The organism is Streptomyces sp. NPDC051987 (assembly GCF_040680735.1).
In the GTDB taxonomy this organism is placed as follows: Bacteria; Actinomycetota; Actinomycetes; order Streptomycetales; family Streptomycetaceae; genus Streptomyces.
Genome location: NZ_JBFAXI010000012.1, coordinates 77,332 through 102,775, shown reverse-complemented (window position 1 = coordinate 102,775; position 25,444 = coordinate 77,332). Strand labels below are relative to the sequence as shown.

Genomic DNA, 25,444 nt, shown 5'->3' with positions numbered 1-25,444 from the left:
CCGAATGGGACCGTGCCGAGCGCGATCGATACCCGGAAATTGTCCAGACTGAGTACAAAACCCAGGACCAGTATTTCCCAGATCATGGCGATGCCCGATGGTGAACGGCGTCGGCAAAAACGATTCTGCCTCGGCTTGGATCCATAATTTCACATAATATCTCAGATGGTTCTCGAAATAAACCCAGAAAGCCGCTTTCTGGAAGATTTTCCCGCTTCCGTGAGGGCTCGCCGATTGAACCTGCGCGCGTCATTTTGGCCATCTCGTAGGAGCAGTTCGCGGGCGCCGGTCGGGACGAGTCGGCCGCGGGTGGCCACGCTGAACGCTGCTCCCTGCGCCTGCGGGGATGATCCCGGTTGATGAAACCGGGCGGGGCGTCTTTCGCCTCGCCCGGTGGTGTGTGTGCGGTGTCGTGAAATACCGGCTCAGCGCACTCTTCCCCGTGGTTTCAGCGGTACCGGCGGCAGTTCGGGGGCGGGCAGGGGCGCTCCGTCGTAGCCCTTCACCTCTCCGAATCTCGACCCGCTCATCCAGTCCGCGCGGGCCTGCTCGATGTCCTCCTGGGTACGCCCGACGAAGTTCCACCACATGATCAGCTCCTCCTCGAACGGCTCGCCGCCCAGGAGCATGACCGACGCGTCCGACTCCGCGCGCAGGGGGAGGTCGGAGCGGCCGCAGCCCAGGTAGAGCATGGAGCCCGGGAGCACCGGAACGCCGTCGACGTGGACCTCGCCGGACATCGCCAGGACCCCGTACTCGAAGTCGGGCTCCAGGGGAAGCCGCAGGTCGGCGCCCTGGCCGAGGGTCAGGTCCGCGCCGACGATGGGAGTGAACACGGTACCGGGGGAGGTCGCGCCGTCGAGGGAGCCGAGGATGACCGTGGCCGTCAGACCGGGCGCCGTGACCGTCGGCAGGTCGGGGTGGTGTTCGAATTTCGGGTCCGTGTGCCGGTGGGAATCCGGCAGGGCCACCCACAGCTGCGCCCCGTGCAGGTAGCGGGCGTGCGGCCGGGGGCTCTCCTCGGAGTGGCTGATCGCCCGGCCCGAGGTCATCAGCCCGAGTTCGCGCGGGCGGATCGTCTGGAGGCTGCCGGTCGAGTCGCGGTGCAGCACCTCGCCCTGGTGCAGCCAGCTGACCGTCTGCAGCCCGATGTGCGGATGCGGCGGCACCTGCATCCCGGGCTCGTCGGCGATGTCGTCGGGGCCGTAGTGGTCGACGAACGCCCAGGCGCCGATCATGCGGCGGCCGAGGTTCGGCAGCAGCCGGCGCACCTCGGTCGACTCACCGAGTCGTACCTGGCGGGGGCTCAGCAGTTCGCGGACGGGTTCGGCGACGACGAATCCGCGGCCGCCGCACACGCTCGGAACGGGGGCGCGGTCAAGGTTGCTCATGCCGGACAACTTAGCGGCCTCCGCCCCCGTTGCCGAGCGGTCAGCAGGTCATGCGGAATCCCTTCCTCACGCGGAATCCCTTCCTCACGTCGTCGGGGACACCCGGCTGCCGAGCAGCAGGGCGTGCGGGGCGACGGACGCGGCTCGTCACCCCGCACGGGGTCCGCTCGGGTGCGCCGTGGGGTACGTCAGCGAGCCGTCAGCCTCCACAGGTGGTCGGCGGTGCCGTTGTCGTCCCACTGCAGGACCTGGGCACCGGAGGAGGTGCTCATGCCGGTCACCCCGAGCAGCAGCCCGCTGTGGTAATTCGCGATCTTGTAGGAGCCGTCACCGGACGGGATCAGCTGCCAGAGGTGATCGGCGGTGCCGTTGTCACCCCAGATCAGGGCGGTGCCGCCGTCGGAGGTTCCCGCGTTGGTGATGCCCAGGAGCAGGCCGCTCGCCTGCTGCTTGATCTTGTAGAGGCCGTTGCCCGCGGCCACCAGGGTCCAGTTCTGGTCGGTGCCGGTGGTGGAGGCGGCCTGGACGACGAGGGTGCCCTGGGCCGTGCCCGCGCCGCTCGTGTCGAGGGCGAGGCCGCTGTTCCTGTTGGTGATCTGGTAGCGGCCGGCCAGCGAGGTGGCGGTGCCGCTCGGCGTGATGGTCAGGTGGTAGCCGTCGGAGGCGTTCATGGTCACCGGTACGGTGATCGAGCCGCCGCTGACCGGGTAGTCGGTGTCCGAGATCGTCACCGGCCCGGAGACGGCGGTCGTCCGGCCCCTGGACGGGGTGTACTCCAGCTTGACGTGCACGGTGGAGCCGAAGGCGGAGAGCGACGACAGTCCGTTGACGGTGACGGCGCACGAACCGGTGCAGCCGCCGGTGACGACGCTGATCTGGTTGCCCGCGCCGTTGCGGGAGGCGAAGCCGTCGATGCCGGTCTGTGCCGGAGGCGTGGTGACCAGCATGTTCCCCGACATGGCGCCGTACCACTGGTAGAGCCAGTAGGCGCCGTTCGGTGAGCCGCCGGTGTCGGTGAGGGTGTCGCCGAGGGTGCCGTAGTGGTTCCAGAAGGCCAGTTCGGCGTCGTGCACGCCCGCCCGCTCGAACTTGGCGACATAGCTCGCGAGCGGACCGGGGACACCGACCTCGCCCGTGGTGCCGTACTCCTCGATGGCGATCGGGCGCGGGCTGAGGCCGAGGCTCGACTCCAGGGCCCGGTAGTCGGCCACGTGCGCGGCGATGTTCGCGCTGCTCTGCAGCTCGTGCCAGCTGACGATGTCGGGCACGGCGTTGTTCGCGACGGCGTCCTGGAGGAACGTCCTCATCTTGCTGTCGGTGTACGTCGCGAAGCTGGGCCCCTGGATCGGGGTGCCGCTGTCCTTCGCACGGACCTCCCGGTACGTCCGTGCCCAGCCGTCGTCGAAGGCGCCCGCCGCCGAGGTGTTCCAGGTGCCGTCGGGCTCGTTCCACAGTTCGTAGGCGCTGACGTTCGTGGCGCCGGACGACCGCACGGACGCGACCTGCTTGTCCACGGCCGCCAGCCAGTCGCTCCAGCTCACCCACTTGTAGGGGAAGTTCGGGTACCAGTCCGGCATCCGTACGACCACCTTCGCACCGGCCCTGGCCGCTTCCGGGGCGACGACCAGGGCGTCACCGCCGGGGGCGGGCTCGCCGTTGGGCAGCTGGCTGCCGCCGGGTGCCATCTGCACGAAGGTGTTCGGCTTCAGCGGCTCGACCAGGCTGTCGGCGGGCACGCTCGCCGTGTCCAGGCCGTACAGGCTGCCCGAGGCCACGTGGGTGACCGGGCGCAGGGTCTGGTTCGCGCTCACCACCAGGGTGGTGGCGGAGGTGGGCGAGGCGTGGGCGGCGGGGGCCGTGGTGCCGAGGGCGGCGGCGGTCAGGGCCAGGGCACCGAGGGCGGCTCTGCGGGGGATGCGGCTCATGGCATGGGTCTCCTCATCAAGGAGTAGGGGGGAAGCGGGAGTTCAGTCCTTCACCGCGCCCGCGGTGACGCCCGCGGCCACATAGCGCTGGGCGAGGATCAGGAGGACGGCCGCGGGGACCGACGCGACGACGGCGGTGGCCATGATCGCGTTCCACTCCTGGTTGTTGTTGCCGATGTACGTGTAGATGCCGAGCGTGATCGGCCTCCAACCGCCGCCGCCGTCCAGGGTGGTGGCGAAGACGAAGTCGGACCAGGCCCACAGGAAGCCGAACAGCGAGACGGTGACGACCGCGTTGCGGCTCAGCGGGAGGACCACCGACCGGAAGGTGCGCCAGGTGCCGGCGCCGTCGATCCGGGCGGCCGAGACGAGTTCGCCGGGGATGCCGGACATGAAGGCGGTGAAGATCATGACGCCGAAGGGCACGGCGATGGTGGAGTCCGCGACGATCAGTCCCCACCAGGAGTTGAGCAGACCGAGGTCCAGGAAGACGCCGTAGAAGCCCATCGCCATGACGATCCCCGGGACCATCTGGGCGACGAGGAGCGCCAGCCCGAGGGCGCCGGCGCCGCGCGGGCGCAGCTTGGCCAGCGCGAAACCGGCGGGCGCGGCGATCAGGAGGGTCAGCACGACCGTGCCGAGGCCGATCAGCAGGCTCGTGCCCAGGTAGGGCAACTGGTCGTCGAGGACCGCCCGGTAGCCCTCGAAAGTGGGGTGCAGCGGCAGCAGGTCCGGCGGACTCTTGCGCATGTCCTGCTGCGGGGTGAGGGACACGTTGACCATCCAGTACACCGGGAACAGCATCAGGGCGGTGAGCAGCAGGCCGATGACCGTGTGACGGCGCCTGTCCGTGGCCGGCTTCATGCCTCCTGCCTCCTCTGGACGCGGATGTACAGCAGGCCGAAGGCCAGCGCGATGAGGATCAGGATGTCGCCGACCGCGGCTCCGGGACCGAACCTGGGCAGCAGCGTGCCGAAACCGAGCTGGTACGACCAGGTGGCCAGGGTGGAGGAGGCGTCGCCGGGGCCGCCCTTGGTCATGATCCAGATCAGGTCGAACACCTTGAGGGTGTAGACGAACCCCAGCAGCAGGGTGATCGCCGACACCGGCCGCAGCAGCGGGAGGGTGATCCGGCGGAACTGCTGCCAGGCGCCCGCACCGTCCAGCGCCGCCGCCTCGTACAGCTCACCGGGGATGTTCTGCAGGCCGCTGTGCAGGATGACCAGATTGAAGGGGATGCCGATCCAGATGTTGGCGATGATCACCGAGGCCAGCGCCCAGGTGGGCGAGGTCAGCCAGCCGACCGGAGCGACGCCCAGGAAGTGCAGGAAGTAGTTCACCACCCCCGACTCGCTGTTGAACATCCACGACCAGGTCGACGCCGACACGATCAGCGGCAGCAGCCAGGGGATCAGGAACAGCGCCCGCAGCCCGGTCGACAGCCGGAAGTGCCGGTTGAAGAAGACCGCGAGGGCCAGCCCGATCACGTACTGGAAGGCGATCGACACGAAGGTGAAGACCATGGTGTGCCGCATCGCCGGGCCGAACGTCGGGTCGTCCAGCACGGTACGGAAGTTGGCCCATCCGGAGAACGGGGCGTCGCCCGCCACGAAGGAGCGCACCGTGTAGTCGCGCAGGCTGAGGTCGAGGTTGCGGTAGAGCGGATAGGCGTAGAAGGCGGCGAGGTAGGCGAGGAGGGGGAGAACGAAGGCGAGAGCGGTCAGCCGCCGCCGAAGGGCGGGGGACAGGCGAACTCCCTGTGGTGCGGCGGCCCTGTAGGGGCGTGGGGAACTGCGCGACAAGCCCCCGCCGACCCGCAGATTCACAGCCATCGGTCAGCCCTTGCCCGCCGCGGCCTGTGCGGCATCCAGTGCGTCCTGGGGGCTCTTGCTGCCGGAGAGCGCCGCCTGCACGGCCGTCCACAGGGGCTGGGAGATCGTCGGGTACTTGGTGCCGAGACCACCGCTGGTCCGGCCCCGCGCCGCCGCGACCGCCGCCACCCACGGCTTCAACTCCGTGTTCTTGGCGACCTGTTCGCTCTGCACGGCGGAGGTCGGCGCCACGTACATGAGCGTGGTGTCGGTGGCCAGCAGACTGGAGTCGCTGGTCAGGCAGTTGACGATCTTCTTGCTGACGTCGTAGCGCGAGGTGTCCTTCTGCACCGGCACGGTGACGAACTCGCCGCCCGTCGGCACCGGTGCCGAACCGCCGTTCCGACCGGGGATGTTGATCACGCCGTACCCGAAGCCGGCCTTGTCGGCGTTGCCGAGCTGCCAGGTGCCGTTCTCGCTGAACGCGTAGTCGCCGGTGGCGAACTCCTGCCAGCTGGTGGTCTGGGTGTTCTGCAGCACGTCCTTCGGCGCGTACCCCGCGTCCACCCACTGCTTCCACAGCGACAGCGCGGCGACTCCCTCGGCGGAGTCGAGCCTGGTGAGGTCACCGCCCGCGCCCCAGAACCACGGCAGGAACTGGAAGCTGCCCTCCTCGGTGTTGACCGCCGAGAAGGTGATCCCCTTCTTCCCGGCCGCCTTGACCTTCTTCAGCGCGGCCGTGAGCGACGCCCAGTCCTTCACCGAGGCCGGATCGACGCCGGCCGCGGAGAGGACCTTCTTGTTGTAGTACAGCGCGAGGGTGTTGGCGCCGATCGGGACGCCGTAGGAGGCGCCGTCGATCGTGCCGGCGCCGATGATGTTCTTCTGGATCGAGGAGGTGTCGAGCCCGAGGTCGCTCGTCCTGTTGAGGATCCCGGCCTCCACCAGCGTGGAGACGACCGGGTTGTCGACCAGCATCACGTCCGGCGCGTTGCCCTGCTGCGCGGCCAGCAGCGCCTTGTTGCCCAGGTCGGTGGTGTCGTATGCGGTCCGCTTCAGCTTCACCCCGGCCGCGGTGCCGCACGCGGTGACCCGCCTGCCCCAGTCGGAGGAGGCGTCGAACTGCGGGTAGGGGTCCCAGAAGGCGTACGTGCCGCCGGCCGCGGACGACGATCCGGAGGAGCCGGAGCCGCCACCGCAGGCGGAGAGCGGGAGAAGGGCGGCGGCCGTGGCGACGGCCATGAGGGTACGGCGGGTGGGTGTCACGGGTGACCTCGTTGTCGTAGGACGGGGTGTCTCAGGAGGTGGGGAGCCAGACGCGCATGCTGCCGTCCTCGCGGTTGGCCCAGACGTGGTACGGGATCGCGGTCAGCTCGACCGGCTCGCCCTCGGGTCCGGCCTCTGCACCGGTCGCCGGGGCATACGGCCACCAGCCGCGGTCGGGGACGCGGCGGCGCCGGCCTCCGGCCACCACGGTGGTGACACCGCCGAGGAGGTCCGGGCGGTGCTTCACGGCGAGCGGCCGGGACGGGTCGAGGACGATGTCGTCGAGACCGCCGCCCGGGTGGTCGACCTGCTCCAGGCAGTGCACGAGCGGCCCGCGCTCGATCGCCGCACAGCCGCGTACGGCGTCCACGCGCGGATCGGCGGCGGTCAGCCGCGGCTCCAGGGTGAGTTCCAGCACCACCCGGTCGCCCGGTTCCCAGGTCCGCGTCAGCCGCAGCCAGCCGTCGTCCACCGGTGCCTCGTACGTCTCCTCGCCGCACCGCACCCGGAACTCCCGGCACCACTCCGGGATGCGCAGTGACAGCGTCCAGGGGCCGTCGGACGGGGTCTCCAGCACGGTGAACGCGACCGTGCCGTGCCAGGGGTAGTCCGTCTCGGCCCGCACCCGGACCCGGTCGGTCGCGTACGTCCCGGTGACGAACTGGTGGATCTGCAGGCCCTGTTCGTCGCACGACGCCAGGTAGTGCTGCAGACTCGCCAGCAGCCGCATCACGTTGGGCGGGCAGCAGGCGCAGCGGAACCAGCGGGTGCGGCGGGCCGACTGGTCGCCGCCGGTGTCGGTGTGGCCGTCGCGGACCTGGAGCGGGTTGACGTACAGCCACCGCTCGCCGTCCAGCGAGACCCCGGCCAGGAAGCCGTTGTAGAGGGTGCGTTCGATCAGGTCGGAGTAGCGGGCCCGGCCGGTGAGCAGGGCCATGCGCCAGCTCCACTGGACGGAGGCGATGGCGGCGCAGGTCTCGCAGTAGGCGCGCTCGTTGGGGAGTTCGTAGGGGTCGCCGAAGTCCTCCTTGTCGTGGTGCGCGCCGAGCCCGCCGGTGAGGTGGGTCTTGGTGGTCGTCATGGCCTGCCACAACCGCTCCCCGGCCGACCGCAGTTCGGCGTCCCCGGTCTCCGCCGCCAGGTCCGCGGCCGCAGCCAGCAGGTACAACTGGCGTACGGCGTGCCCCTCGACGTTCGTCGCCTCGCGCAGCGGCACCCGGTCCTGGCAGTAGGCGTCGCCGCCCAGCAGGCCGTGGCCGTGCCGGTCCACGAAATACCCGGCCAGGTCCAGGTAGCGGCGCTCGCCGGTCTCCCGGTACAGCTCCACCAGGGCCGTCTCCACCTCGGGGTGGCCGTCGACGCCGTCGAGGGGCCTGCCGCTGCCCGGCAGACCGAACACCGAGTCGATGTGGTCGGCGAACCTGCGGGCCACGTCGAGGAGTTCGGCGCGCCCGGTGGAGCGGTGGTGGGCCACGGCGGCCTGGATCAGGTGGCCGGCGCAGTACAGCTCGTGCCCCCAGCGCAGGTCCTGGTACCGCTCACCGCCCTTGACCAGCTGGAACCAGGTGTTGAGGTAGCCGTCGGGCTGCTGGGCGGCGGCCACCAGGGCGACGATCCGTTCCACCTCGGCGGCCAGCGACGCGTCCGGGTTCTCCGCGAGGTGCCAGGACGCCGCCTCCAGCCACTTGTAGACGTCCGTGTCGACGAAGGGGAACGCGCCCCGGAACCCGCCCTCGCCCGCCGCCTCCGGCGACGCCTCCCGTGCTGCCGCCGCCAGCCGGAGGTTGTGCAGGTTCCCGGCGGACTCCAGCAGGTCCGGACCCTGGGGGAGGGAGACCCTGGCGTTGGTGGTGCGACGGTCGTGCCAGAAGCCCGCGTCGATGGTGACGGCTGCCGGACGCAGCGCCGTACGGGCGTCGGGGGTGAGCCGGACCGGGCCGACGGGGGAGGGCGGGGCGGAGCGGGTGCGGGGCATGGCTCTCCGGGGTGAGGAGGGGTGGGCGCCGTGACGTCAGTGCTGTCGGTATCCCGAACGTCGTCCGGAACCTCGGGCGTGGCGAGGTGCGGGACCATGGTGGGCAACCGTTTTCTCGTCGAGAAGTACAGGGCAGTCGGAGACGGCGGTCAAGACGCCCGGCACGGATTTCTCAAGTCGCTCCAGGGGTCTGGCCCTTCACCTGGCGGGCTGGGAGGATGGCGGGCGGCTCTGTCGCCGTGAGACGGGTGACGCGGTCGAGAAACCATCGAGGAAAAGGTTTGCCCGTGACCTCTGCTCCAGACTCCCCGCCCACCGGCCGGGCCAGGCTCACCGATGTCGCCGCGCTCGCCGGTGTCAGCGTCGGCACGGCGTCCAAGGCGCTGAACGGCGCCGGCCGGATGCGCCCGGAGACCCGGCAGCGGGTCATGGACGCGGTGCAGGCGCTCGGGTTCCGGCCCAACCAGCACGCGCAGAGCCTGCACAGCGGCCGCAGCTGGACGGTCGGCCTGATGACGACGGACGGCATCGGACGGTTCAGCACCCCCGTCCTGCTCGGCGCGGAGGACGCGCTCGGCGCCGGGAAGATCTCCGTCCTGCTCTGCGACACCCGGGGCGACGCCATCCGCGAGCAGCATCACCTGCGCACCCTCACCGACCGGCGGGTCGACGGCGTCATCGTGGCCGGCCGCCGTACCGACCCCCGCCCGCCGCTGACCGGCATCGACCCGGCGATCCCGGTCGTGTACGCCCTCGCCCCGTCGACCGGCCCCGCCGACACCTCGGTGGTCACCGACGACCGCGGCGGGGCCCGGCTCGCCGTGGAGCACCTGCTCGCCACCGGCCGTACCCGCATCGCCCACGTCACCGGACCCGAGCACCACCAGGCCGCCCGGGACCGCGCCCGGCACGCCGTCGAGCACCTGGCCGAGGCGGGCCTGCGGCTGGCCGCCGGGCGGGTGCACTTCGGGGAGTGGAGCGAGGCCTGGGGAAGGCGCGCCGCCGACGCGGTGCTGCGGACGGCGCCCGACACGGACGCCTTCTTCTGCGGCAACGACCAGATCGCCCGGGGCGTCGCGGACGCGCTGCGCGAGCGCGGCAAGGACGTGCCGGGGGACATCGCCGTGGTCGGCTACGACAACTGGGACACCATGGCCCTCGCCTGCCGCCCGCCGCTCACCACCGTCGACATGAACCTGGCCGAGATCGGCCGGATCGCCGCGCTGCGGCTGCTCAGGGCCATCGACGAGGAGCCGGAGCCCGGGGTGCACACCGTGCCGTGCCGCCTGGTGGTGCGCGAGTCCAGCTGACGGTGGAGGTGGCGGTGTCCGTCCACGGCATCGACCACGACCCCGACCTCGGACTCGGCCGCCCCGGAGGGTGGTTCGCGGGGCGGTCAGTGCCGCTCGGGCTGCCGGGCCGCCCACAGGCCGCGCACGTGGCCCAGGTGGCGGGTCATGACCTCGCGCACGGCCTGTTCGTCGCGGGCCGACAGGGCGTCGAGGAGTTCCAGGTGCTCCTCGGCGGAGGCCTTCAGCCGTCCCGCCGCCACCAGCGCCGTCAGCCCGTACAACCGCGAACGGCGCCGCAGGTCCCGTACCACCTCCACGAGATGGTCGTTGCCGGCCAGCGCCAGCAGCCCGAGGTGGAAGGCCAGGTCGGCCTCGACGTACGCGATGAGGTCGCCCTTCACGGCCGAGGTGACGATCTCCAGGGCGAGCGGCCGCAGCGCCTCCAGGTCACCGGGGTCGGCCGTGGCCGCGAGAGCGACGGTCGTCGGGATCTCGATCAGGGACCGGACGTGCGTGTACTCGTCGAGCTGCCGCTCGGAGACGGCGGTGACCCGGAACCCCTTGTTCGGGACGATCTCGACCATGCCCTCCTTCACGAGTTCGAGCATGGCCTCCCGCACCGGGGTCGCGGAGACGCCCAGGCGGGGGGCGAGCCCCGGCGCCGAGTACACCTCGCCGGGGCGCAGCTCACCGGCGATCAGCGCGGCACGCAGCACGTCCACGACCCGCTCCCGGAAGTTCGGTTTCCGGCCGCCGAGCGACGGAATGGCGGGAGCGGCGGCGCTCGGACTGCTGGGCTGGTCGGCCATGGCGGAACTCCTGGTACGGGTGCGGGGAGGATCAGAGTACGAAGCCGGCCGGGAACGGGTCGTCCGGGTCCAGCAGGTACTGGGCCGTGCCGGTGATCCAGGCCCGGCCGGTGAAGCTGGGCAGGACCGCGGGGCGGCCGGCCACCTCGGTGGTGCCCAGCAGCCGGCCGGTGAACCGGGTGCCGATGAAGGACTCGTTCACGAACTCGGTGTGCAGCGGGAGTTCGCCGCGGGCGTGCAGCTGGGCCATCCGCGCGCTGGTGCCGGTGCCGCACGGGGAGCGGTCGAACCAGCCGGGGTGGATGGCCATCGCGTGCCGGGAGTGGCGGGCGGTGGCGCCGGGGGCGATCAGGTGGACGTGGTGGCAGCCGCGGATGGTCGGGTCCTCCGGGTGGACGGGCTCCGCCTCCGCGTTGATCGCGGCCATGAGGGACAGCCCGGCCCGGAGGATGTCGTCCTTCCGGGCGCGGTCGAAGGGCAGGCCGAACTCCTCCAGCGGGAGGATGGCGTAGAAGTTGCCGCCGTACGCCAGGTCGTAGGTCACCGACCGACCGTCGGCCAGCACGATCTTCCGGTCCAGCGCGACCGAGAACGACGGCACGTTCCGCAACGTGACGTTCCGCGCCGCGCCGCCCTCCACCGCGACCTCGGCGACGACCACACCGGCCGGGGTGTCGAGCCGGATGGTGGTGACCGGCTCCACCACCTCCACCATCCCGGTCTCCACGAGCACGGTCGCCACACCGATCGTGCCGTGCCCGCACATCGGCAGATAGCCGGAGACCTCGATGTAGACCACGCCCCAGTCGCAGTCGGGCCGGGTCGGCGGCTGCAGGACCGCCCCGCTCATCGCGGCGTGCCCGCGCGGTTCGTTCATCAGCAACTGCTTGATGTGATCGCGGTGTTCACGGAAGTACAGCCGCCGCTCGTTCATGGTCGCGCCGGGAATGGTCCCGATCCCGCCGGTGATCACGCGGGTGGGCATGCCCTCGGTGTGCGAGTCGACGGCGTGCAGGACGAGTGTGCTGCGCATGACGCTCCTGGAGATCGGTCGGGTGGGGCCCTGCCGGAACGGCTCGTCCGGCTCGTCCGGCTCGTCCGGCTAGGACAGTCCGGCCGCCCCGGCCTTCTCGGTGGCCGCGCGGACCGCGGCCTCCTGCTCGGGCAGCAGCGGCACGCGCGGTGGCCGGCAGACGCCGCCGTGGCGGCCGACGATGTCCATGGACAACTTGATGGCCTGGACGAACTCGACCCTGGAGTCCCAGCGCAGCAGCGGATGCAGCTGCTCGTACAGTCGCCTGGCGGTGTCCAGGTCCCCGCTCACCGCCGCGCGGTACAGCTCGACCGACGACGCCGGCAGCGCGTTCGGGTAACCGGCCACCCAGCCCTTGGCGCCCGCGATCGCCAGCTCCAGCAGGACGTCGTCGGCGCCGATCAACAGGTCCAGTCCGGGGGCGAGTTCGGCCAGCTGGTAGGCGCGCCGGACATCGCCAGAGAACTCCTTGACGGCGTGCACGTACCCCTCGCCGTGCAGCCTGGCGAGGAGTTCCGGCACCAGGTCGACCTTGGTGTCGACGGGGTTGTTGTACGCCACGACCGGCAGCCCCGCCCGCGCGACCTCCGCGTAGTGCGCCAGCACCGAACGCTCGTCGGCGCGGTACGCGTTGGGCGGCAGCAGCATCACGGCCGCGCAGCCGGCGTCCCGCGCCTGCTCCGCCCAGCGGCGGGCCTCGGCCGAACCGTAGGCGGCGACCCCGGGCATGACCCGCGCCCCGCCGACCGCGGCCACCGCGGTCTCCACCACCGCGGCCCGTTCCTCGGCAGTGAGGACCTGGTACTCACCGAGCGAGCCGTTCGGCACGACGCCGTCGCAGCCGTTCTCGACCAGCCAGGCGCAGTGCTCGGCGTACTTCTCGTGGTCGACGGAGAGATCGTCGCGCAGGGGGAGCGCGGTGGCCACGAGGACACCGCGCCAGGGGCGGGAGGGGGGAGTGGTCATCTGGGCACCTCCGGAGTGGTGGAATGTGACATATCACTGTTCGTCGTCGATGCCGCCGGTGCCGTCGACGGCACCGGTGTCCCCGGCCCGAGCGAGCACCCCGAGCGGCACCGGCCGGGCGAACGGCCTGCGCGTCGCCGTCTCCGGGCAGCCGGTCAGCCCGGCGACCGCCGACCCGCACATCCGCCCCTGGCACCAGCCCATCCCCGCCCGAGTGAGCAGTTTGACGGTGCGTACGTCCCCCGCGCCCAGCTCGGTCACCGCCCGCCGGACCGCCCCGCCGGTGACCTCCTCGCACCGGCAGACGACCGTGTCGTCGGTGACCTGCTCGGCCCAGTGCGCGGGCGGCGCGTACGCGTCGTCCAGCGCCGCGGCGAACCGCCGCAGCCCGGCCCGGACCCGGGCGGCCCGCGCCCGGCCGTGCGCGTCCGGCTCCCGGCCCGACAGCCGCGCGGCGGCCGACCGGCCCGCGAGATGTCCCTCGGCCAGGGCGAGTTCCGCGCCTCCGACGCCGGTGGCCTCGCCCGCCGCCCACACCCCCGGCACGTCGGTGCGCTGTTCGTCGTCCACGTGCACCGCGACCCCGTCGATCCGGCAGCCCAGGCCCTCGGCGAGATCGGTGTGCGGGAGCATCCCGTGCCCGACGGCCAGCGTGTCGCAGTCGATGCGCCGCCGGGTGCCGGGCCGCACCCGGCCCGCGGTGTCCAAAGCGGCGACGGTGACGGCTTCGAGCCGCTGGTCGCCGTGCGCCTCGACGACGGTGTGGTGGACCAGGGTGCGCACGCCGTGCCGCAGCAGCCGGGCCGCGTACCAGGCGCCTTCGGCGAGCTTGGCCGGCTGGGCGGCCAGCGCGGCGGAGTGGCGCAGAAAGGCCCACGGGTCGGCGGACTCCACCAGGGCCGCCACCCGGGCCCCCGCCGCCGCGAGCCCGGTCGCCACCGGCAGCAGCAGCGGTCCGGTGCCGGCCACGACGGCCGTACGACCCGGCAGCACCAGGGCGCCCTTCAGCATGGCCTGGGCGCCGCCCGCCGTGACGACCCCGGGGAGCGTCCAGCCGGGGAAGGGCAGCACCTTCTCGTGACCGCCGGTCGCGAGCAGCACCGCGTCCGCGCGCACCTCGACGGGCTGTTCCTGGGCGGGTCCGAGCAGCGCGTGCACGGTGAAACCGGACCGCCGTCCCCGTGTCACGCACCACACGTGATGGTCGCGGAGGTGGGTCACCCGCCCCGCCGTGATCTGCCGGTCGAGGCCGTCACGCAGCAGTTCCCAGCCGCGCCACCGGTGATGCAGGGCCTGCGGGCGGCGGGCGCCGAGAGCGGCGGCGGGCAGCCGGTAGAACTGACCGCCCGCCTCCGGCGCCGCGTCGATCAGGGTGACGCGCAGGCCGTGCCGGGCGGCTGCCAGGGTGGCGGCGAGACCGGCCGGACCCGCGCCGATCACGGCCAGGCGGGGTGGCCCCTGCCGGGGGCTCGTGTCAGTCATCGTGCCCCGTGCCCTGCTGCGTACGGATCACGTCGCCCGGCTCGACGGGCACGAGGCAGGCCCGTTGGCCGGGACGGTCGTTGACGGTGACCAGGCAGTCGAAGCAGACGCCGATCCCGCAGAACACCCCGCGGGGACGGCCCGTACGGCGCGTGGTCCGCCAGGACGTGACACCGGACGCCCAGAGCGCGGCGGCGACCGTCTGGCCGGGCAGGGCCGTGAGTTCGCGGTCGTCGAAGGTGACGGTGAAGGCGGGGCCCGGCCGGGCCCCGGCCAGCTCCAGGGGGTTCACGCGGCCTCCTCGTCGAAGCGCTCGGGACGGAACGGGGTCAGATCCAGTTCGGGTGTCCCGCCGCTCAGCACCTGGGCGATCAACTGGCCGGTGCCGGTGGCGAGTCCGATGCCCGCGCCCTCGTGCCCGCAGGCGTGGAACAGGCCCGGTGCCCGGGGATCGGGGCCGATCGCGGGGAGGTGGTCGGGCAGGTACGGGCGGAAACCCGCATAACTGCGCATCGCCCGGACCCCGGACAGAAAGGGAAAGAGCCGGATCGCGCCCGCCGCCAGCGCCCGCACCGCCGGCAGCGAGAACGACCGGTCGAAGCCGACGCGTTCCCGGCTCGCCCCGATCAGGACCGGTCCGGCCGCCGTGCCCTCGACGACCGGCGAGGTCTGCAGGGCGGCCGAGTCGCTGGCCACGTCGGCCACGTAGTCGGCCGCGTACACCTTGTGCCGTACCCGGCGCGGCAACGGCTCGGTGACCAGGACGAAGCCGCGCCGGGGGAGGAGCGGCAGGCGCACCCCGGCGCGGACGGCCAGTTCGCCGCCCCAGGTCCCGGCCGCGTTGACCACGGCCGGGGCGTGCAGGTCGCCGTGGTCGGTCCGGACCCCGCACACGGCACCGTCGGCGCCGCGCAGCACCTCCGTCACCGTGCGGCCGGTCGCCAGGCGGGCGCCGGAGGCCCGCACGAGATGCGCGGCGGCCAGCGCCGGCATCACCTGGGCGTCCTGGGGGTAGCGCACACCGCCCGCGAGTCCGGGTGCCAGGTACGGCTCCAGGTCGTGGAGCCGATCCGCGCTCACGTTCTGCGCCACCACTCCGGCCGCCCGTTGCCCGGCCGCGAACCGCTCCAGGGCGGCCAGCCCCTCCGGTTCGGCGGCGACGACCACTCCGCCCTTCGGCTCGTACTCGATCCGGTCGCCCAGCTCCGCGGCCAGGCCGGTCCACAACCGGCTGGACATCAGGGCCAGTTCGAGCTCGGGCCCCGCTTCCTTGTCGGAGACGAGCAGATTGCCCTCGCCCGCCCCGGTGGTGCCGCCGGCCACCGGGCCGCGGTCCACCACGATCACGTCCAGCCCCGCCCGGGACGCGTACAGGGCGCAGGCGGCGCCCACCATGCCCGCCCCGATCACCACGACGTCGCAGGTCAGTCGCATGCTCACGGCAGTAATATGTCACATGGCACCAAGCGGCGGAAGGCCGCCGAGCCGATCGCCCCCACGAATGGCGCTCCCGAGTTGACAGGAAGACGATGGAGTGGTCGGCGGGAGTGCGAAGGAAGGACACCGTCATGCTGGAGATCAAGACGGTCGACAAGCCGGACGAGCGGCGTGACTTCCCCCGCGGTCACCTGGAGGCCGTGCACATGACCGGCCTCGACTTCGCCGTCGCCACCTTCGAGCCGGGCTGGCGCTGGACGGAGTCGGTGGCGCCGATCGCGGGCACCGAGCACTGCATGGTCCACCACAACGGCTATGTGGTGCAGGGCAGGATGCGCCTCGTCATGGACGACGGCGGTGAGGGCGAGATCGGCCCCGGCGACGTCTTCGTCTGCCCGCCGGGACACGACGCCTGGGTGGTGGGAGACGAACAGGTCATCCTGTACGACTTCGCCGGCGGCATGGCGACCGACTACGCGAAGGCCAAGGAGAGCTGAGCAGGGTCACCGGGTGCCGTCACCGTCCGCGGGTGGCGGCACCCGGTGCGTCACACCGGCAGCAGCCGCCCGATCAGCCCGCCGAGCTGCCGTGCGGTGCGGCACTCGTGCATCTCCGTCAGCTCCGCGTACTCCGGCGCGGCCGAGTCGCCGGTGCCCCACAGGGAGAGCGGTTCGGGGTTCAGCCAGTAGACGCGCCGCGCCTGCCGGGCGATCTCGCGGACGGCGGCGAGGTTCGGGTCGAGGTTGTTGGTTCGGGCGTCCCCGAGCACGAACACCGTGGTGCGCGGGGTCACCGCGGCGCCGTACCGCTCCGCGAACTCGCCGAACGCCATCCCGTAGTCGCTGCTGCCGTGCCAGCCGGTGAGCGTCGCCTCCGCGCGGATCCGGGCGCCCAGCCCCTCCGGATCGGCCCGGCCGTGCTCCAGCAGGCCGGTCACCTCGTCGATCCGGTTGACGAACGCGAACACCCGGACCTTGCTGAACTGGTCGTGCAGCGCCTGCACCAGCAGCATCGTGAAGTCGGAGAACCCCGACACCGAGCCGGAGACGTCGCACAGCAGCACCAGTTCGGGACGGACCGGCCGACGCCGGCGCAGCACCGGCCGCAGAGGGACCCCGCCGGTCGACAGCGACCCGCGCAGGGTGCGGCGCAGGTCGATGGTGCCCCGTGCGGCCCGGCGGCGGCGTGCGGCCAGCCGGGTGGCCAGCTTCCGCGCCAGCGGCCGCACGGTCCTGCGCAGCTCGCTGAGCTGCTCCCGCCCGGCGGACAGGAAGTCCACCCGGTCGGCGCTCGGGGCGACCGCCCGCCGGGCGATCTCGTCCCGTCCGCGCCGCTCCGCCACCCGGCGCCGGGCCTCCGCCGCGACCATGCCGCGGAAGGCGTCGATGCGCCGCCGGATCTCGTCGTCGAGCAGCCGGTCCGCGAACCCGGAGCCGTCCGAGCCCCGCCCGCGGACATCCGCCCGCACCCGCACCCGCGCCAGCAGCGTCTGCGGCCGCAGCCGGTCCAGGGTCTGGTACGACGACCACCCGTCCGAACCCGGCGAACTCCCGTATCCGCCCAGGCCGTCCACAGCCTCGGCCGCCAACTGCCGCAGCAGCGCGGTGTCGTCGTCCGCCAGCGCCGCCGCGAGCCGTTCCCGCAGCTCCTCCCGGTCGGCGGCCGGGTCACCGGAACCAGCGCCGGGCCCGCCCACCCCGCGCGGGAAGTAGAGGTCGAAGACCTGGTCGAACACGCCCCGTTGGCCGGTGCCGTGCAGCAGGGTCGCCGCCAGCCCCTCGCGCAGCAGCTCGCGGTCCGCCAGGCCCAGCGCCGCCATCGCCCGGCCGGCGTCCACGGTCTCCCCGGTGCCGATCCGCACCCCGTGCGCCCGCAGCGCGCCGACCAGTCCCGTCAGCCGGGCGGCGAGGTCGGCCGGAGCGCCGGCCGGTGCGGCGGCCGGAGTGCTCACAGCGCGTCCAGGTCCAGTTTGGCGGCCGCCTTCTGGATGTCGTCCTGGTGCTTGAGGATCACGCCCAGGGAATCCCGTACGACCTGTTCGTCCAGCGTGTCGGCGCCGAGCGCGAGCAGGGTGCGCGCCCAGTCGATCGTCTCCGCCACCGAGGGGACCTTGCGCAGGTCCATCGCGCGCAGCGCGCCGACCACCCGGACGACGGACTCGGTGAGCGCCTCGGTGAGCCCCGGCACCTTCAGCCGGACGATCCGGCGCTCCAGCTCCTCGTCCGGGAAGCCGATGTGCAGGAACAGGCAGCGGCGGCGCAGCGCCTCGGACAGCTCACGGCTGGCGTTGGAGGTGAGGACGACGAAGGGGCGGCGGGTCGCGGTGACGGTGCCCAGCTCGGGGACGGTCACCTGGAAGTCGCTGAGCACCTCCAGGAGCAGGCCCTCCACCTCGACGTCGGCCTTGTCCGTCTCGTCGATGAGCAGCACCTTCGGGTCGTCGCCGCGGATCGCGGTGAGCAGCGGGCGGGGGAGCAGGAACTCCTCGCTGAAGATGTCGGTGCGGGCCTCGTCCCAGGTCTCGTCGCGGCCGGCGCTGATCCGCAGCAGCTGCTTGGCGTGGTTCCACTCGTACAGCGCCCGGGACTCGTCCACGCCCTCGTAGCACTGCAGCCGCACCAGCCGGGCCCCGGCGACCTCGGCCACGGCCTTGGCCAGCTCCGTCTTGCCCACCCCGGCGGGACCCTCGACGAGGAGTGGCTTGCCCAGCCGGTCGGCGAGGAAGACGGTGGTGGCGACGGCGGGGGAGGCCAGATAGCCGGTCCCCGCGAGGCGCGCGGCGACGTCGTCGACGGAAGTGAACAACGGGGCCTCCGACTGGGGTGCGTTCTCTCGGACCCCACTATCTAAGCGCTTGTTCAGGCGGCGTGCCACCCTCCGTGACCCCGGACGGATCACCACGACGCGCCGGGCCGCTCGCCCCTGGGATGCAATGGACGCGTGACCGCGCCCCCGGACGACTGCCTCGCGCGCAACGAGTGGCTCTGCGGCGCCTACCTGACCAGCCGCCGCCAGATCCTCCTCGACGCCCTCGGCCAGCACCTGCGGCTCACCTCGGTCTCGGTGCTCGTCGCCCTCGCCGTCGCCGTTCCCCTGGCCCTGCTGGCCCGCCGCTCCCGCTGGGCGTCCGGACCCGTCCTCGGGGTCACCACCGTCCTCTACACCATCCCGTCCCTGGCGATGTTCTCCCTGCTCCTGCCCCTGTACGGCCTCTCGGCCGGACTCGTCGTCGCCGGCCTGGCCCTCTACTCACTCACCCTGCTCGTCCGCAACCTCCTCGCGGGCCTGCGCGCCGTCCCCGCCGAGACCCGGCAGGCCGCCCGCGGGCTGGGGTACGGCCCGATCCGCCTCCTGCTCACCGTCGAACTGCCCCTCGCCCTGCCCGCCGCGATGGCCGGCCTGCGCATCGCCACCGTCTCCGCGGTCTCCCTGGTCACCGTCGGCGCGATCGTCGGCTTCGGCGGACTGGGCAACCTGATCTACGCCGGCATGAACACCTACTTCAAGGCCCAGGTCCTCACCGCGTCCGTGCTCTGCGTGGTCATCGCCGTCGCCGCCGACCTGCTGCTGCTCGGCGTGCAGCGGCTGCTCACCCCCTGGACGCGGGCGGCCCGCAGGTGACCGCCCTCGCCGACGCCTGGGCCTGGCTCACCGACCCCGCGCACTGGGCCGGCGACGACGGCATCGGGCACCGGCTGCTCCAGCACCTCACCCTGACCGTCGTCTGCCTGGTCGTCAGCTGCCTGATCGCGCTCCCCGTCGCGCTGGTCCTCGGCCACCTCGGCAGGGGCGGCGCGCTCGCCGTCAACCTCTCCAACGTCGGCCGCGCCGTCCCCACCTTCGCCGTTCTGGTGCTGCTGCTCCTCACCCCGCTCGGCGGCTGGAGCGAGGGTCCCACGGTGGTCGCCCTGGTGCTGTTCGCCGTGCCGCCCCTGCTCACCAACGCCTACGTCGGCATGCGCGAGGTCGACCGTGCCGTCGTGCGGGCCGCGCGAGGGATGGGGATGACCGGGCGACAGGTGCTGTTCCACGTGGAACTGCCCCTTTCGCTCCCCCTGGTCCTCAACGGGGTGCGGATCGCGGCCGTGCAGCTCGTCGCCACCGCCACCATCGCCGCGCTCGCCGGCGGCGGCGGGCTCGGCCGGATCATCACCGCCGGGTTCAACCTGGCCAGCACACCCATGGTGGTCGCCGGAGCGGTCCTGGTCGCCGTCTTCGCCCTGCTCGTCGAGGGCGTCTTCGCGCTCCTGGAACGGCTCCCCCCGGTCCGGACGCGGAGCGCGCGATGAGGAACCGCACGGCGGCCGGCGCCGCACTCCTGCTCACCCTCACCGCCTGCGCCACCGGCCCCTCCCTGGAGCACCGCGGCGAGGTCACCGCGCCTCCGGGCGACAGCCGGCACCTGACCGTCGGCTCCGCCGGGTTCACCGAGAGCGACCTGCTCGCCCAGCTGTACGCCCAGCTCCTGGGCCAGGCCGGATACCGGACCTCCCTGATCACCGTCGCCGACCGCGAGATCTACGAACCCGCCCTGGAGTCCGGGCAGATCGACGTCGTCCCCGAGTACGCGGCCACCTTCGCCGACTGGCTGGGCGCCAGGACCAACGGCCCCGACGCGCCCCCCGTGGGCTCACCCGACCTCGCCGGCACCATGACCGCGCTGCGCCGCCTCGCCACCCCCCGCGGCCTCACCGTCCTCGACCCCGGAAGGGCGGTGGACCAGAACGCCTTCGCGGTCACCGTCGCCTACGCCCGGCAGCACCACCTCAGGACGCTCAGCGACCTCGGCGCCTCGGGACTGAAGGTGCGGCTCGCGGCCGGCGACGAGTGCGTGCAACGGCCGTACTGCGCACCGGGGCTGAAGAAGGTCTACGGCATCGACATCACCGGCGTCGACCCCAAGGGCGTGGGCACCACCCAGGCCAAGCGGGCCGTGCAGAACGGGCAGGACCAGATGGTGCTGACCACGACCACGGACGCGACCCTCGGCCAGTTCGGCCTGGTCCTCCTCGCCGACGACCGGCACCTGCAGAACGCCGACTACGTCGTCCCCGTCGTCAACCGGGCCAGGGCCGGCGCCGAGCGGGTGACGAAAGCACTCGGCAGGCTCAACCACGTCCTGACGACGGCCGACCTGGCCGCCATGGACCAGCAGGTCGACAGCCGGCGGCGACTGGCCCAGGACGTGGCCCGGACCTACCTGCGGGACAAGGGCCTGCTGACGTGACGGCGGGCGGCGGCCGGGGCCGGTGTCAGTGCCGCGCGGTAGGTTCGGGGCATGGGGATCTATCTGGTGAGTGTCGGCGCGCAGGAGTGGCTCGACGGAGACGCGGACGAGGGCGGCAAGGGCGCCCTCGCCGCCGCCCTCGACGAGGAGCTGCGACGCCGCGGGCTGGCGCCGTACGAGTCGGTGCCCGAGGCGGCCGCCTTCGTGCGCGGCTCGGGGCTGTCGTTCGAGGAGAAGCTGGTGCCGCCCATGGACGGCTTCGCCGCACTCTGCGAGGAACACCTGTCACCCGAGGAAGGCGACCTGCTGCTGGGGTGGTCGGTGCTGGTGCCGTTCTCACTCGACGAGGAGATCCGGCTGCCCGTCGAATCCTCCTACGGCGACGACACGGTGGTCGCCGGCGCACCCGAGGTGCTCGCCCTCGCGCAGCGGCTCGCGGCGGCGATCGGCCTGCCCGTCGAGGCGATACCGGAGGCCTGCGACAACCTGGATCTGACCATGTGGTTCCTGGACGGCCCGGCGAAGGAGACGGCCGCCGTCCGTCCCGGCCCCTGGGGCGAGGACCTGGACACCGCCTTCTACGTCGCGCTCTACCTGCGCGCCGCCCAGCACTCGCTGCGCCGCGGCTGCCCGATGACCTACTGCTGACGACCGCCGGCCGCGCGCCCCCGGTCAGGCGCCCGGCACCGAGTCGAACGGCACCTGACCGCGCGGGACACCACGCGCGTCCGCGTCCACCGAGCGGCGCAGCGCCTCGTGCAGCCCGGCCGGGGTCAGCACGCCGAGGAAGCGCGAGCCGTCCAGCACCGCCACCCACCCGGCGTCGTGCTGGAGCATGACCCCCAACGCCTGCTTCAGCGGGGCGCCCACCGGCACCCACGCGGTCATCCGGTGGGCGAGAGCGCCGACCGTGCCGCCCGCCGCCAGCTCGTCCCGGCCCACCCAGCCGTGCAGGCCGCCGTCCGGGTCCAGGACCACCGCCCACCGGGCACCCGCCGCCCGCAGCCGTGCCGCGGCGCGCCCGGCGGACTCGTCCAGCCGGACGACCGGCGGCTGTTCCAGGTCGTCCGGCTCCACGGCGGTCACGGACAGCCGCTTCAGCCCGCGGTCCGCGCCCACGAACCCGGCCACGTACGGGGTGGCCGGCCTGCCCAGTACGGCACCCGGGGTGTCGAACTGCTCGATGCGCCCCCGCCCGTACACCGCCATCCGGTCGCCGAGCCGTACCGCCTCCTCGATGTCGTGTGTGACCAGCAGCACGGTCTTGCGTACGGCGGCCTGCATCCTGAGGAACTCGTCCTGCAACTGCTCCCGCACCACCGGGTCGACCGCGCCGAACGGCTCGTCCATCAGCAGCACCGGGGGGTCGGCGGCGAGTGCCCGGGCCACGCCGACGCGCTGCCGCTGGCCGCCGGAGAGCTGGTCGGGGTAGCGCGGCCCGTACGTCTTCGGGTCGAGGCCCACGAGATCCAGCAGCTCGGCGGCGCGGGCCCGTGCCCTGGCCCGTTTCCAGCCGAGCAGCGCGGGGACCGTCGCGGTGTTGTCGAGGACCGTCCGGTGCGGGAACAGCCCCACCTGCTGGATGACATAGCCGATCCGGCGCCGCAGCCGCACCGGGTCGACGCCGGCCACGTCCTCGCCGCCGACGAGGATCCGGCCCGAGGTCGGTTCGATGAGCCGGTTGACCATCATCATCGTCGTGGTCTTGCCGCAGCCGGAGGGGCCGACCAGGGTGACGAGTTCCCCCTCGGCCACCTCGAAGGAAAGGCCGTCCACCGCGGTCGTGCCGTCCGCGTACCGCTTGGTGACCTGCTCGAACCGGATCATTCCCGCACGTCGACCGCGCACGTCACCGACCGCCCTCGCCGGCCGGCCGCCCGCTGTCGACGAGCACCACCTCCAGGGTGCGCGGACCGTGCACCCCCTCGACCCGGTCCAGCTCGATGTCGCTGGTGGCCGAAGGCCCGGAGATCCAGGTCGACGGCCGGGTCGGGGCGAGCCGTTCGAGGGCCTGGGGCACGGAGGACACCACCTGCTCCGGGACCCGTACGACACAGATGTGGTGATCGGGCACGAGGGTGATCCGGCGGCGGCCCTGGTCCGGGCCGCCGTCCAGCACGATCGTGCCGGTCTCGGCGACCGCCACCGCGCATCCGGTGACCACGCTGCCGACCCGGTCGAGTTCGTGCGGGGTGCTCCCGGCCCGGTCCGCGATCCGCTCGGCCTCGGTCGCCGCGAGCCACTCCGCGGGGAGCCCCGCGGGCACGACCACGGACCGCGAACCGCGCTCGGCGACCAACCGCCCTATCACGTCCGGCAGTTCGTGCCGCGCGCAGCGGTGCACGACCGCCCGGTAGTCGGCCAGGTTCTCCGCGAGCAGATCCACCGTCTCCGCGATGCTCCGCTCCCCGTGCTCGCGCAGGTACGCCCGCTCGACGGGTGTCTCCTCGTCCCGCACCTCGGCCAGTGCCCGCCGCACCCGGCCCAGGATCCGCTCCCTGCTGCTCACTTCGCACCGCCCTTCGCGCCGCCGGTCCGCTGCCACCAGTCCCGGAACGGCTCCGCCGGCACGGCGGGCAGGTCCCGGGTACCGCTCCACGCCCGCCCGGGACCCGGCAGGGTACGGGGATGCAGGCGGCGGCTGCGGGAGGCGAGCCGCTGGCCGGTGCGCAGCGCGGCCGGGTGCGAGAGCGCCCAGCGGGCCGCGCGCATCGCCGCACGCTCGGCCGCGTGCCCCTTGGCCGGCTTGAGCACCACCTTGTTCCCGCCGCGGACCGCCGCCCCGCCCTCGACGACCCGTTCGCGCAGGTGCACCAGCACCTCGGGGATGTCGATGGCGACCGGGCACACCTCGTAGCACGCCCCGCACAGCGAGGAGGCGTAGGGGAGCGAGGCGTCGATCTCGCTCTGCGTGCCCCTCAGCTGGGGGCTGAGGATGGCGCCGATCGGGCCCGGGTAGACCGAGCCGTAGGCGTGGCCGCCGGCCCGCTCGTAGACCGGGCAGACGTTGAGGCAGGCCGAGCAGCGGATGCAGCGCAGGGCCTGGCGGCCGACCTCGTCCGCGAGGGTGTCGGTGCGGCCGTTGTCCAGCAGGACCAGGTGGAAGGTGCTCGGGCCGTCGCCGTCCGTTGTGCCGGTCCACATGCTGGTGTAGGGGTTCATGCGCTCGGCCGTCGACGAACGCGGCAGGGTCTGCAGGAAGACCTCCAGGTCCCGCCAGGACGGCACGATCTTCTCGATGCCGACGACCGAGATCAGCGTCTCGGGCAGGGTCAGGCACATCCGCCCGTTGCCCTCGGACTCGACGACGACCAGGGTGCCGGTCTCGGCGACCATGAAGTTGGCCCCGGAGATCCCGACCTTCGCGCGCAGGAACTTCTCCCGCAGGTGCAGCCGGGCCGCCTCGGCGAGTTCGGCGGGGGTGTCGGTCAGCCCCTCGGGGGCCGGGCGCCCCCACTCGCCCATCTCGCGCCGGAAGATGTCCCTGATCTCACCGCGGTTGCGGTGGATGGCGGGCACGAGGATGTGCGAGGGCCGGTCGTGGCCGAGCTGCACGATCAGTTCGGCGAGATCGGTCTCGTAGGCGCGGATGCCCGCCCCTTCGAGGGCCTCGTTGAGCCCGATCTCCTGCGTGGCCATCGACTTGACCTTCACGACCTCCGACTCACCGGTCGCCTTCACCAGTTCGGTGACGATCCGGTTCGCCTCGTCGGCGTCGGCGGCCCAGTGGACCGTACCGCCCGCCGCCGTCACCGACTCCTCCAACTGGACGAGATAGCGGTCGAGATGACGGAGCGTGTGGTCCTTGATCTGCTTGCCCGCCTCGCGCAGCGCCGCCCAGTCGGACACCTCGGCGACCGCCCTGGCCCGCTTGGCGCGGATGGTGTGCGTGGCATGGCGCAGGTTCCCGCGCAGCGTGCGGTTGCCGACGGCCTCGTGCGCGGCCTTGGGGAAGGCCGGCATGCCCAGATACGTCCCGCTCATGCGGCCGGCTCCTCCTCGGTGCTCGCCAGGATCTCCGCGAGATGCACCGGCCGCAGCCCGCTGCCCAGCCGGGTCATGGTGCCGCCGATGTGCATCAGGCAGGAGTTGTCGGCGGCGCACAGCACCTCGGCGCCGGTCGACTCCGCGTTGCGCACCTTGTCGGTGCCCATCGCCGCCGAGACGTCGGAGTTCTTCAGCGCGAACGTGCCGCCGAACCCGCAGCACTCCTCGGCGCCCGGCAGCTCCACCAGTTCCAGGCCCCTGACGGCCGCGAGGAGGCGGCGGGGGCGGTCGCCGAGGCCCAGGCTCCGCAGCCCGTGGCAGGTCGGGTGGTAGGTCACGGTGTGCGGGTAGTACGCCCCGACGTCCGTCACCCCCAGCACGTCCACCAGGAACTCCGTGAGCTCGTAGGTCTTGGGCACCACCGGCGCCAGCGCCGTGGCCAGCGCGCTCCCGCGCCCCTCCGCCCGCGCCCGCTCGCCCATCCGCGGATACAGCTCCCGCACCATCGCCCCGCACGACCCGGACGGGGTCACGATCGCCTCGTACTCCCCGAAGACATCGGAGAAATGCCGGGCCAGCGGCTCCGCCTCATGTCGGTAGCCGGTGTTGTAGTGGGCCTGGCCGCAGCAGGTCTGCGCCATCGGGAAGTCCACCTCGACGCCCAGTCTGGTCAGGAGTTTCACCACGGCACGACCGGTGTCCGGATAGAGCGTGTCGTTGACGCAGGTCAGGAAGAGAGCGACACGCATCGCGGCTCCTAGAGGTCGATCATCGGATGAGTGCAGGGTAATGGGCCGGTGCGGGCAGCGGGAGACCCGATCGCGGCACGGCGCGTCGGAAGCC

At 72.6% G+C, this 25,444-nt stretch carries 24 protein-coding genes; 6 read left to right on the top strand and 18 right to left on the bottom strand.

Annotated elements, in window-relative coordinates; translation table 11 throughout:
• Positions 1 to 425: 425 nt before the first annotated feature.
• From AB0M11_RS09910 to AB0M11_RS09885, 6 genes are all read right to left on the bottom strand, one after another.
• Positions 426 to 1,391 (bottom strand): pirin family protein, encoded by a 966-nt coding sequence (locus AB0M11_RS09910; RefSeq protein WP_365703306.1) that lies wholly within the window; start codon positions 1,389 to 1,391, stop codon positions 426 to 428.
• Positions 1,392 to 1,579: 188 nt separating this feature from the next.
• Complete coding sequence (locus tag AB0M11_RS09905) at positions 1,580 to 3,316, bottom strand: RICIN domain-containing protein (RefSeq protein WP_365703304.1); 1,737 nt, start codon at positions 3,314 to 3,316, stop codon at positions 1,580 to 1,582.
• 42 nt (positions 3,317 to 3,358) lie between these two features.
• Positions 3,359 to 4,180 carry a carbohydrate ABC transporter permease gene (locus tag AB0M11_RS09900; RefSeq protein WP_365703302.1) on the bottom strand — a complete coding sequence of 274 codons (822 nt, stop codon included), beginning with the start codon at positions 4,178 to 4,180 and terminating at the stop codon, positions 3,359 to 3,361.
• Positions 4,177 to 5,148, bottom strand: coding sequence for a sugar ABC transporter permease (locus AB0M11_RS09895; RefSeq protein ID WP_365703300.1), 972 nt, complete (start codon positions 5,146 to 5,148; stop codon positions 4,177 to 4,179). The genes AB0M11_RS09900 and AB0M11_RS09895 overlap by 4 nt, the downstream gene beginning before the upstream one ends.
• A 3-nt stretch (positions 5,149 to 5,151) precedes the next feature.
• Complete coding sequence (locus AB0M11_RS09890; protein ID WP_365703298.1) at positions 5,152 to 6,393, bottom strand: extracellular solute-binding protein; 1,242 nt, start codon at positions 6,391 to 6,393, stop codon at positions 5,152 to 5,154.
• A 31-nt stretch (positions 6,394 to 6,424) separates the two neighbouring features.
• Positions 6,425 to 8,368: a beta-L-arabinofuranosidase domain-containing protein gene (locus tag AB0M11_RS09885; protein WP_365703296.1), complete on the bottom strand. Its 1,944-nt coding sequence runs from the start codon at positions 8,366 to 8,368 to the stop codon at positions 6,425 to 6,427.
• 287 nt (positions 8,369 to 8,655) lie between these two features.
• Here AB0M11_RS09885 and AB0M11_RS09880 point away from each other — a divergent pair, with 287 nt between their 5' ends.
• Complete coding sequence (locus AB0M11_RS09880) at positions 8,656 to 9,678, top strand: LacI family DNA-binding transcriptional regulator (protein ID WP_365703294.1); 1,023 nt, start codon at positions 8,656 to 8,658, stop codon at positions 9,676 to 9,678.
• Positions 9,679 to 9,764: 86 nt separating this feature from the next.
• Here the strand turns inward: AB0M11_RS09880 and AB0M11_RS09875 are convergent, their stop codons facing one another.
• The 6 genes from AB0M11_RS09875 to AB0M11_RS09850 form a co-directional block, all read right to left on the bottom strand.
• Positions 9,765 to 10,469: a GntR family transcriptional regulator gene (locus AB0M11_RS09875; RefSeq protein ID WP_365703292.1), complete on the bottom strand. Its 705-nt coding sequence runs from the start codon at positions 10,467 to 10,469 to the stop codon at positions 9,765 to 9,767.
• Between the two features lie 31 nt (positions 10,470 to 10,500).
• Entirely contained in the window at positions 10,501 to 11,502 is a 1,002-nt protein-coding gene (locus tag AB0M11_RS09870) for a proline racemase family protein (RefSeq protein ID WP_365703290.1), read from the bottom strand.
• Positions 11,503 to 11,571: 69 nt separating this feature from the next.
• Positions 11,572 to 12,468, bottom strand: coding sequence for a dihydrodipicolinate synthase family protein (locus AB0M11_RS09865; protein ID WP_365703288.1), 897 nt, complete (start codon positions 12,466 to 12,468; stop codon positions 11,572 to 11,574).
• A 33-nt stretch (positions 12,469 to 12,501) separates the two neighbouring features.
• Positions 12,502 to 13,950, bottom strand: a complete 1,449-nt coding sequence (locus AB0M11_RS09860) for an NAD(P)/FAD-dependent oxidoreductase (RefSeq protein WP_365703286.1) — start codon at positions 13,948 to 13,950, stop codon at positions 12,502 to 12,504.
• Positions 13,943 to 14,242 carry a (2Fe-2S)-binding protein gene (locus AB0M11_RS09855; RefSeq protein WP_365703284.1) on the bottom strand — a complete coding sequence of 100 codons (300 nt, stop codon included), beginning with the start codon at positions 14,240 to 14,242 and terminating at the stop codon, positions 13,943 to 13,945. Before AB0M11_RS09855 ends, AB0M11_RS09860 begins: the two co-directional genes overlap by 8 nt.
• Positions 14,239 to 15,390 carry an FAD-binding oxidoreductase gene (locus AB0M11_RS09850; protein ID WP_365703282.1) on the bottom strand — a complete coding sequence of 384 codons (1,152 nt, stop codon included), beginning with the start codon at positions 15,388 to 15,390 and terminating at the stop codon, positions 14,239 to 14,241. Before AB0M11_RS09850 ends, AB0M11_RS09855 begins: the two co-directional genes overlap by 4 nt.
• A gap of 128 nt (positions 15,391 to 15,518) precedes the next feature.
• Here AB0M11_RS09850 and AB0M11_RS09845 point away from each other — a divergent pair, with 128 nt between their 5' ends.
• Positions 15,519 to 15,884, top strand: a complete 366-nt coding sequence (locus AB0M11_RS09845) for a cupin domain-containing protein (RefSeq protein WP_365703280.1) — start codon at positions 15,519 to 15,521, stop codon at positions 15,882 to 15,884.
• Between the two features lie 50 nt (positions 15,885 to 15,934).
• Here AB0M11_RS09845 and AB0M11_RS09840 read toward each other — a convergent pair whose 3' ends face one another.
• Together AB0M11_RS09840 and AB0M11_RS09835 are read right to left on the bottom strand one after the other, a co-directional pair.
• The gene (locus AB0M11_RS09840; protein ID WP_365703278.1) at positions 15,935 to 17,338 is read right to left on the bottom strand and encodes a VWA domain-containing protein; all 1,404 of its coding nucleotides are present in this window, start codon (positions 17,336 to 17,338) and stop codon (positions 15,935 to 15,937) included.
• Positions 17,335 to 18,192, bottom strand: coding sequence for a MoxR family ATPase (locus AB0M11_RS09835; RefSeq protein WP_365703276.1), 858 nt, complete (start codon positions 18,190 to 18,192; stop codon positions 17,335 to 17,337). The genes AB0M11_RS09840 and AB0M11_RS09835 overlap by 4 nt, the downstream gene beginning before the upstream one ends.
• Before the next feature lie 135 nt (positions 18,193 to 18,327).
• Here AB0M11_RS09835 and AB0M11_RS09830 point away from each other — a divergent pair, with 135 nt between their 5' ends.
• The 4 genes from AB0M11_RS09830 to AB0M11_RS09815 are packed head-to-tail and all read left to right on the top strand — an operon-like array spanning position 18,328 to position 21,262.
• Entirely contained in the window at positions 18,328 to 19,008 is a 681-nt protein-coding gene (locus AB0M11_RS09830; protein WP_365703274.1) for an ABC transporter permease, read from the top strand.
• On the top strand, positions 19,005 to 19,676 hold the full coding sequence (locus AB0M11_RS09825) for an ABC transporter permease subunit (RefSeq protein ID WP_365703272.1): 672 nt from the start codon (positions 19,005 to 19,007) through the stop codon (positions 19,674 to 19,676). The genes AB0M11_RS09830 and AB0M11_RS09825 overlap by 4 nt, the downstream gene beginning before the upstream one ends.
• Positions 19,673 to 20,614, top strand: a complete 942-nt coding sequence (locus AB0M11_RS09820; RefSeq protein ID WP_365703270.1) for an ABC transporter substrate-binding protein — start codon at positions 19,673 to 19,675, stop codon at positions 20,612 to 20,614. Before AB0M11_RS09825 ends, AB0M11_RS09820 begins: the two co-directional genes overlap by 4 nt.
• A gap of 51 nt (positions 20,615 to 20,665) precedes the next feature.
• The gene (locus tag AB0M11_RS09815) at positions 20,666 to 21,262 is read left to right on the top strand and encodes a hypothetical protein (protein WP_365703268.1); all 597 of its coding nucleotides are present in this window, start codon (positions 20,666 to 20,668) and stop codon (positions 21,260 to 21,262) included.
• Positions 21,263 to 21,286: 24 nt separating this feature from the next.
• On the opposite strand, the gene AB0M11_RS09810 is transcribed toward AB0M11_RS09815, so the two are convergent.
• The 4 genes from AB0M11_RS09810 to AB0M11_RS09795 are packed head-to-tail and all read right to left on the bottom strand — an operon-like array spanning position 21,287 to position 25,350.
• A complete protein-coding gene (locus AB0M11_RS09810) occupies positions 21,287 to 22,441 on the bottom strand; it encodes an ATP-binding cassette domain-containing protein (RefSeq protein WP_365703266.1) in 1,155 nt (384 codons plus the stop codon).
• Between the two features lie 22 nt (positions 22,442 to 22,463).
• The gene (locus AB0M11_RS09805; RefSeq protein ID WP_365703264.1) at positions 22,464 to 23,123 is read right to left on the bottom strand and encodes a lactate utilization protein C; all 660 of its coding nucleotides are present in this window, start codon (positions 23,121 to 23,123) and stop codon (positions 22,464 to 22,466) included.
• Positions 23,120 to 24,598 (bottom strand): LutB/LldF family L-lactate oxidation iron-sulfur protein, encoded by a 1,479-nt coding sequence (locus AB0M11_RS09800; protein WP_365703262.1) that lies wholly within the window; start codon positions 24,596 to 24,598, stop codon positions 23,120 to 23,122. Before AB0M11_RS09800 ends, AB0M11_RS09805 begins: the two co-directional genes overlap by 4 nt.
• Positions 24,595 to 25,350 carry a (Fe-S)-binding protein gene (locus tag AB0M11_RS09795; RefSeq protein ID WP_365703260.1) on the bottom strand — a complete coding sequence of 252 codons (756 nt, stop codon included), beginning with the start codon at positions 25,348 to 25,350 and terminating at the stop codon, positions 24,595 to 24,597. Before AB0M11_RS09795 ends, AB0M11_RS09800 begins: the two co-directional genes overlap by 4 nt.
• Between the last annotated feature and the right edge of the window lie 94 nt (positions 25,351 to 25,444).

What these genes read in the sequence shown, in the direction of transcription:
- AB0M11_RS09810 (WP_365703266.1), bottom strand. Translation starts at nt 22,441, where the DNA reads ATGATCCGGTTCGAGCAGGTCACCAAGCGGTACGCGGACGGCACGACC.
- AB0M11_RS09815 (WP_365703268.1), top strand. Translation starts at nt 20,666, where the DNA reads ATGGGGATCTATCTGGTGAGTGTCGGCGCGCAGGAGTGGCTCGACGGA.
- AB0M11_RS09910 (WP_365703306.1), bottom strand. Translation starts at nt 1,391, where the DNA reads ATGAGCAACCTTGACCGCGCCCCCGTTCCGAGCGTGTGCGGCGGCCGC.
- AB0M11_RS09895 (WP_365703300.1), bottom strand. Translation starts at nt 5,148, where the DNA reads ATGGCTGTGAATCTGCGGGTCGGCGGGGGCTTGTCGCGCAGTTCCCCA.
- AB0M11_RS09870 (WP_365703290.1), bottom strand. Translation starts at nt 11,502, where the DNA reads ATGCGCAGCACACTCGTCCTGCACGCCGTCGACTCGCACACCGAGGGC.
- AB0M11_RS09860 (WP_365703286.1), bottom strand. Translation starts at nt 13,950, where the DNA reads ATGACTGACACGAGCCCCCGGCAGGGGCCACCCCGCCTGGCCGTGATC.
- AB0M11_RS09885 (WP_365703296.1), bottom strand. Translation starts at nt 8,368, where the DNA reads ATGCCCCGCACCCGCTCCGCCCCGCCCTCCCCCGTCGGCCCGGTCCGG.
- AB0M11_RS09800 (WP_365703262.1), bottom strand. Translation starts at nt 24,598, where the DNA reads ATGAGCGGGACGTATCTGGGCATGCCGGCCTTCCCCAAGGCCGCGCAC.
- AB0M11_RS09845 (WP_365703280.1), top strand. Translation starts at nt 15,519, where the DNA reads ATGCTGGAGATCAAGACGGTCGACAAGCCGGACGAGCGGCGTGACTTC.
- AB0M11_RS09865 (WP_365703288.1), bottom strand. Translation starts at nt 12,468, where the DNA reads ATGACCACTCCCCCCTCCCGCCCCTGGCGCGGTGTCCTCGTGGCCACC.
- AB0M11_RS09905 (WP_365703304.1), bottom strand. Translation starts at nt 3,316, where the DNA reads ATGAGCCGCATCCCCCGCAGAGCCGCCCTCGGTGCCCTGGCCCTGACC.
- AB0M11_RS09795 (WP_365703260.1), bottom strand. Translation starts at nt 25,350, where the DNA reads ATGCGTGTCGCTCTCTTCCTGACCTGCGTCAACGACACGCTCTATCCG.
- AB0M11_RS09875 (WP_365703292.1), bottom strand. Translation starts at nt 10,469, where the DNA reads ATGGCCGACCAGCCCAGCAGTCCGAGCGCCGCCGCTCCCGCCATTCCG.
- AB0M11_RS09820 (WP_365703270.1), top strand. Translation starts at nt 19,673, where the DNA reads ATGAGGAACCGCACGGCGGCCGGCGCCGCACTCCTGCTCACCCTCACC.
- AB0M11_RS09900 (WP_365703302.1), bottom strand. Translation starts at nt 4,180, where the DNA reads ATGAAGCCGGCCACGGACAGGCGCCGTCACACGGTCATCGGCCTGCTG.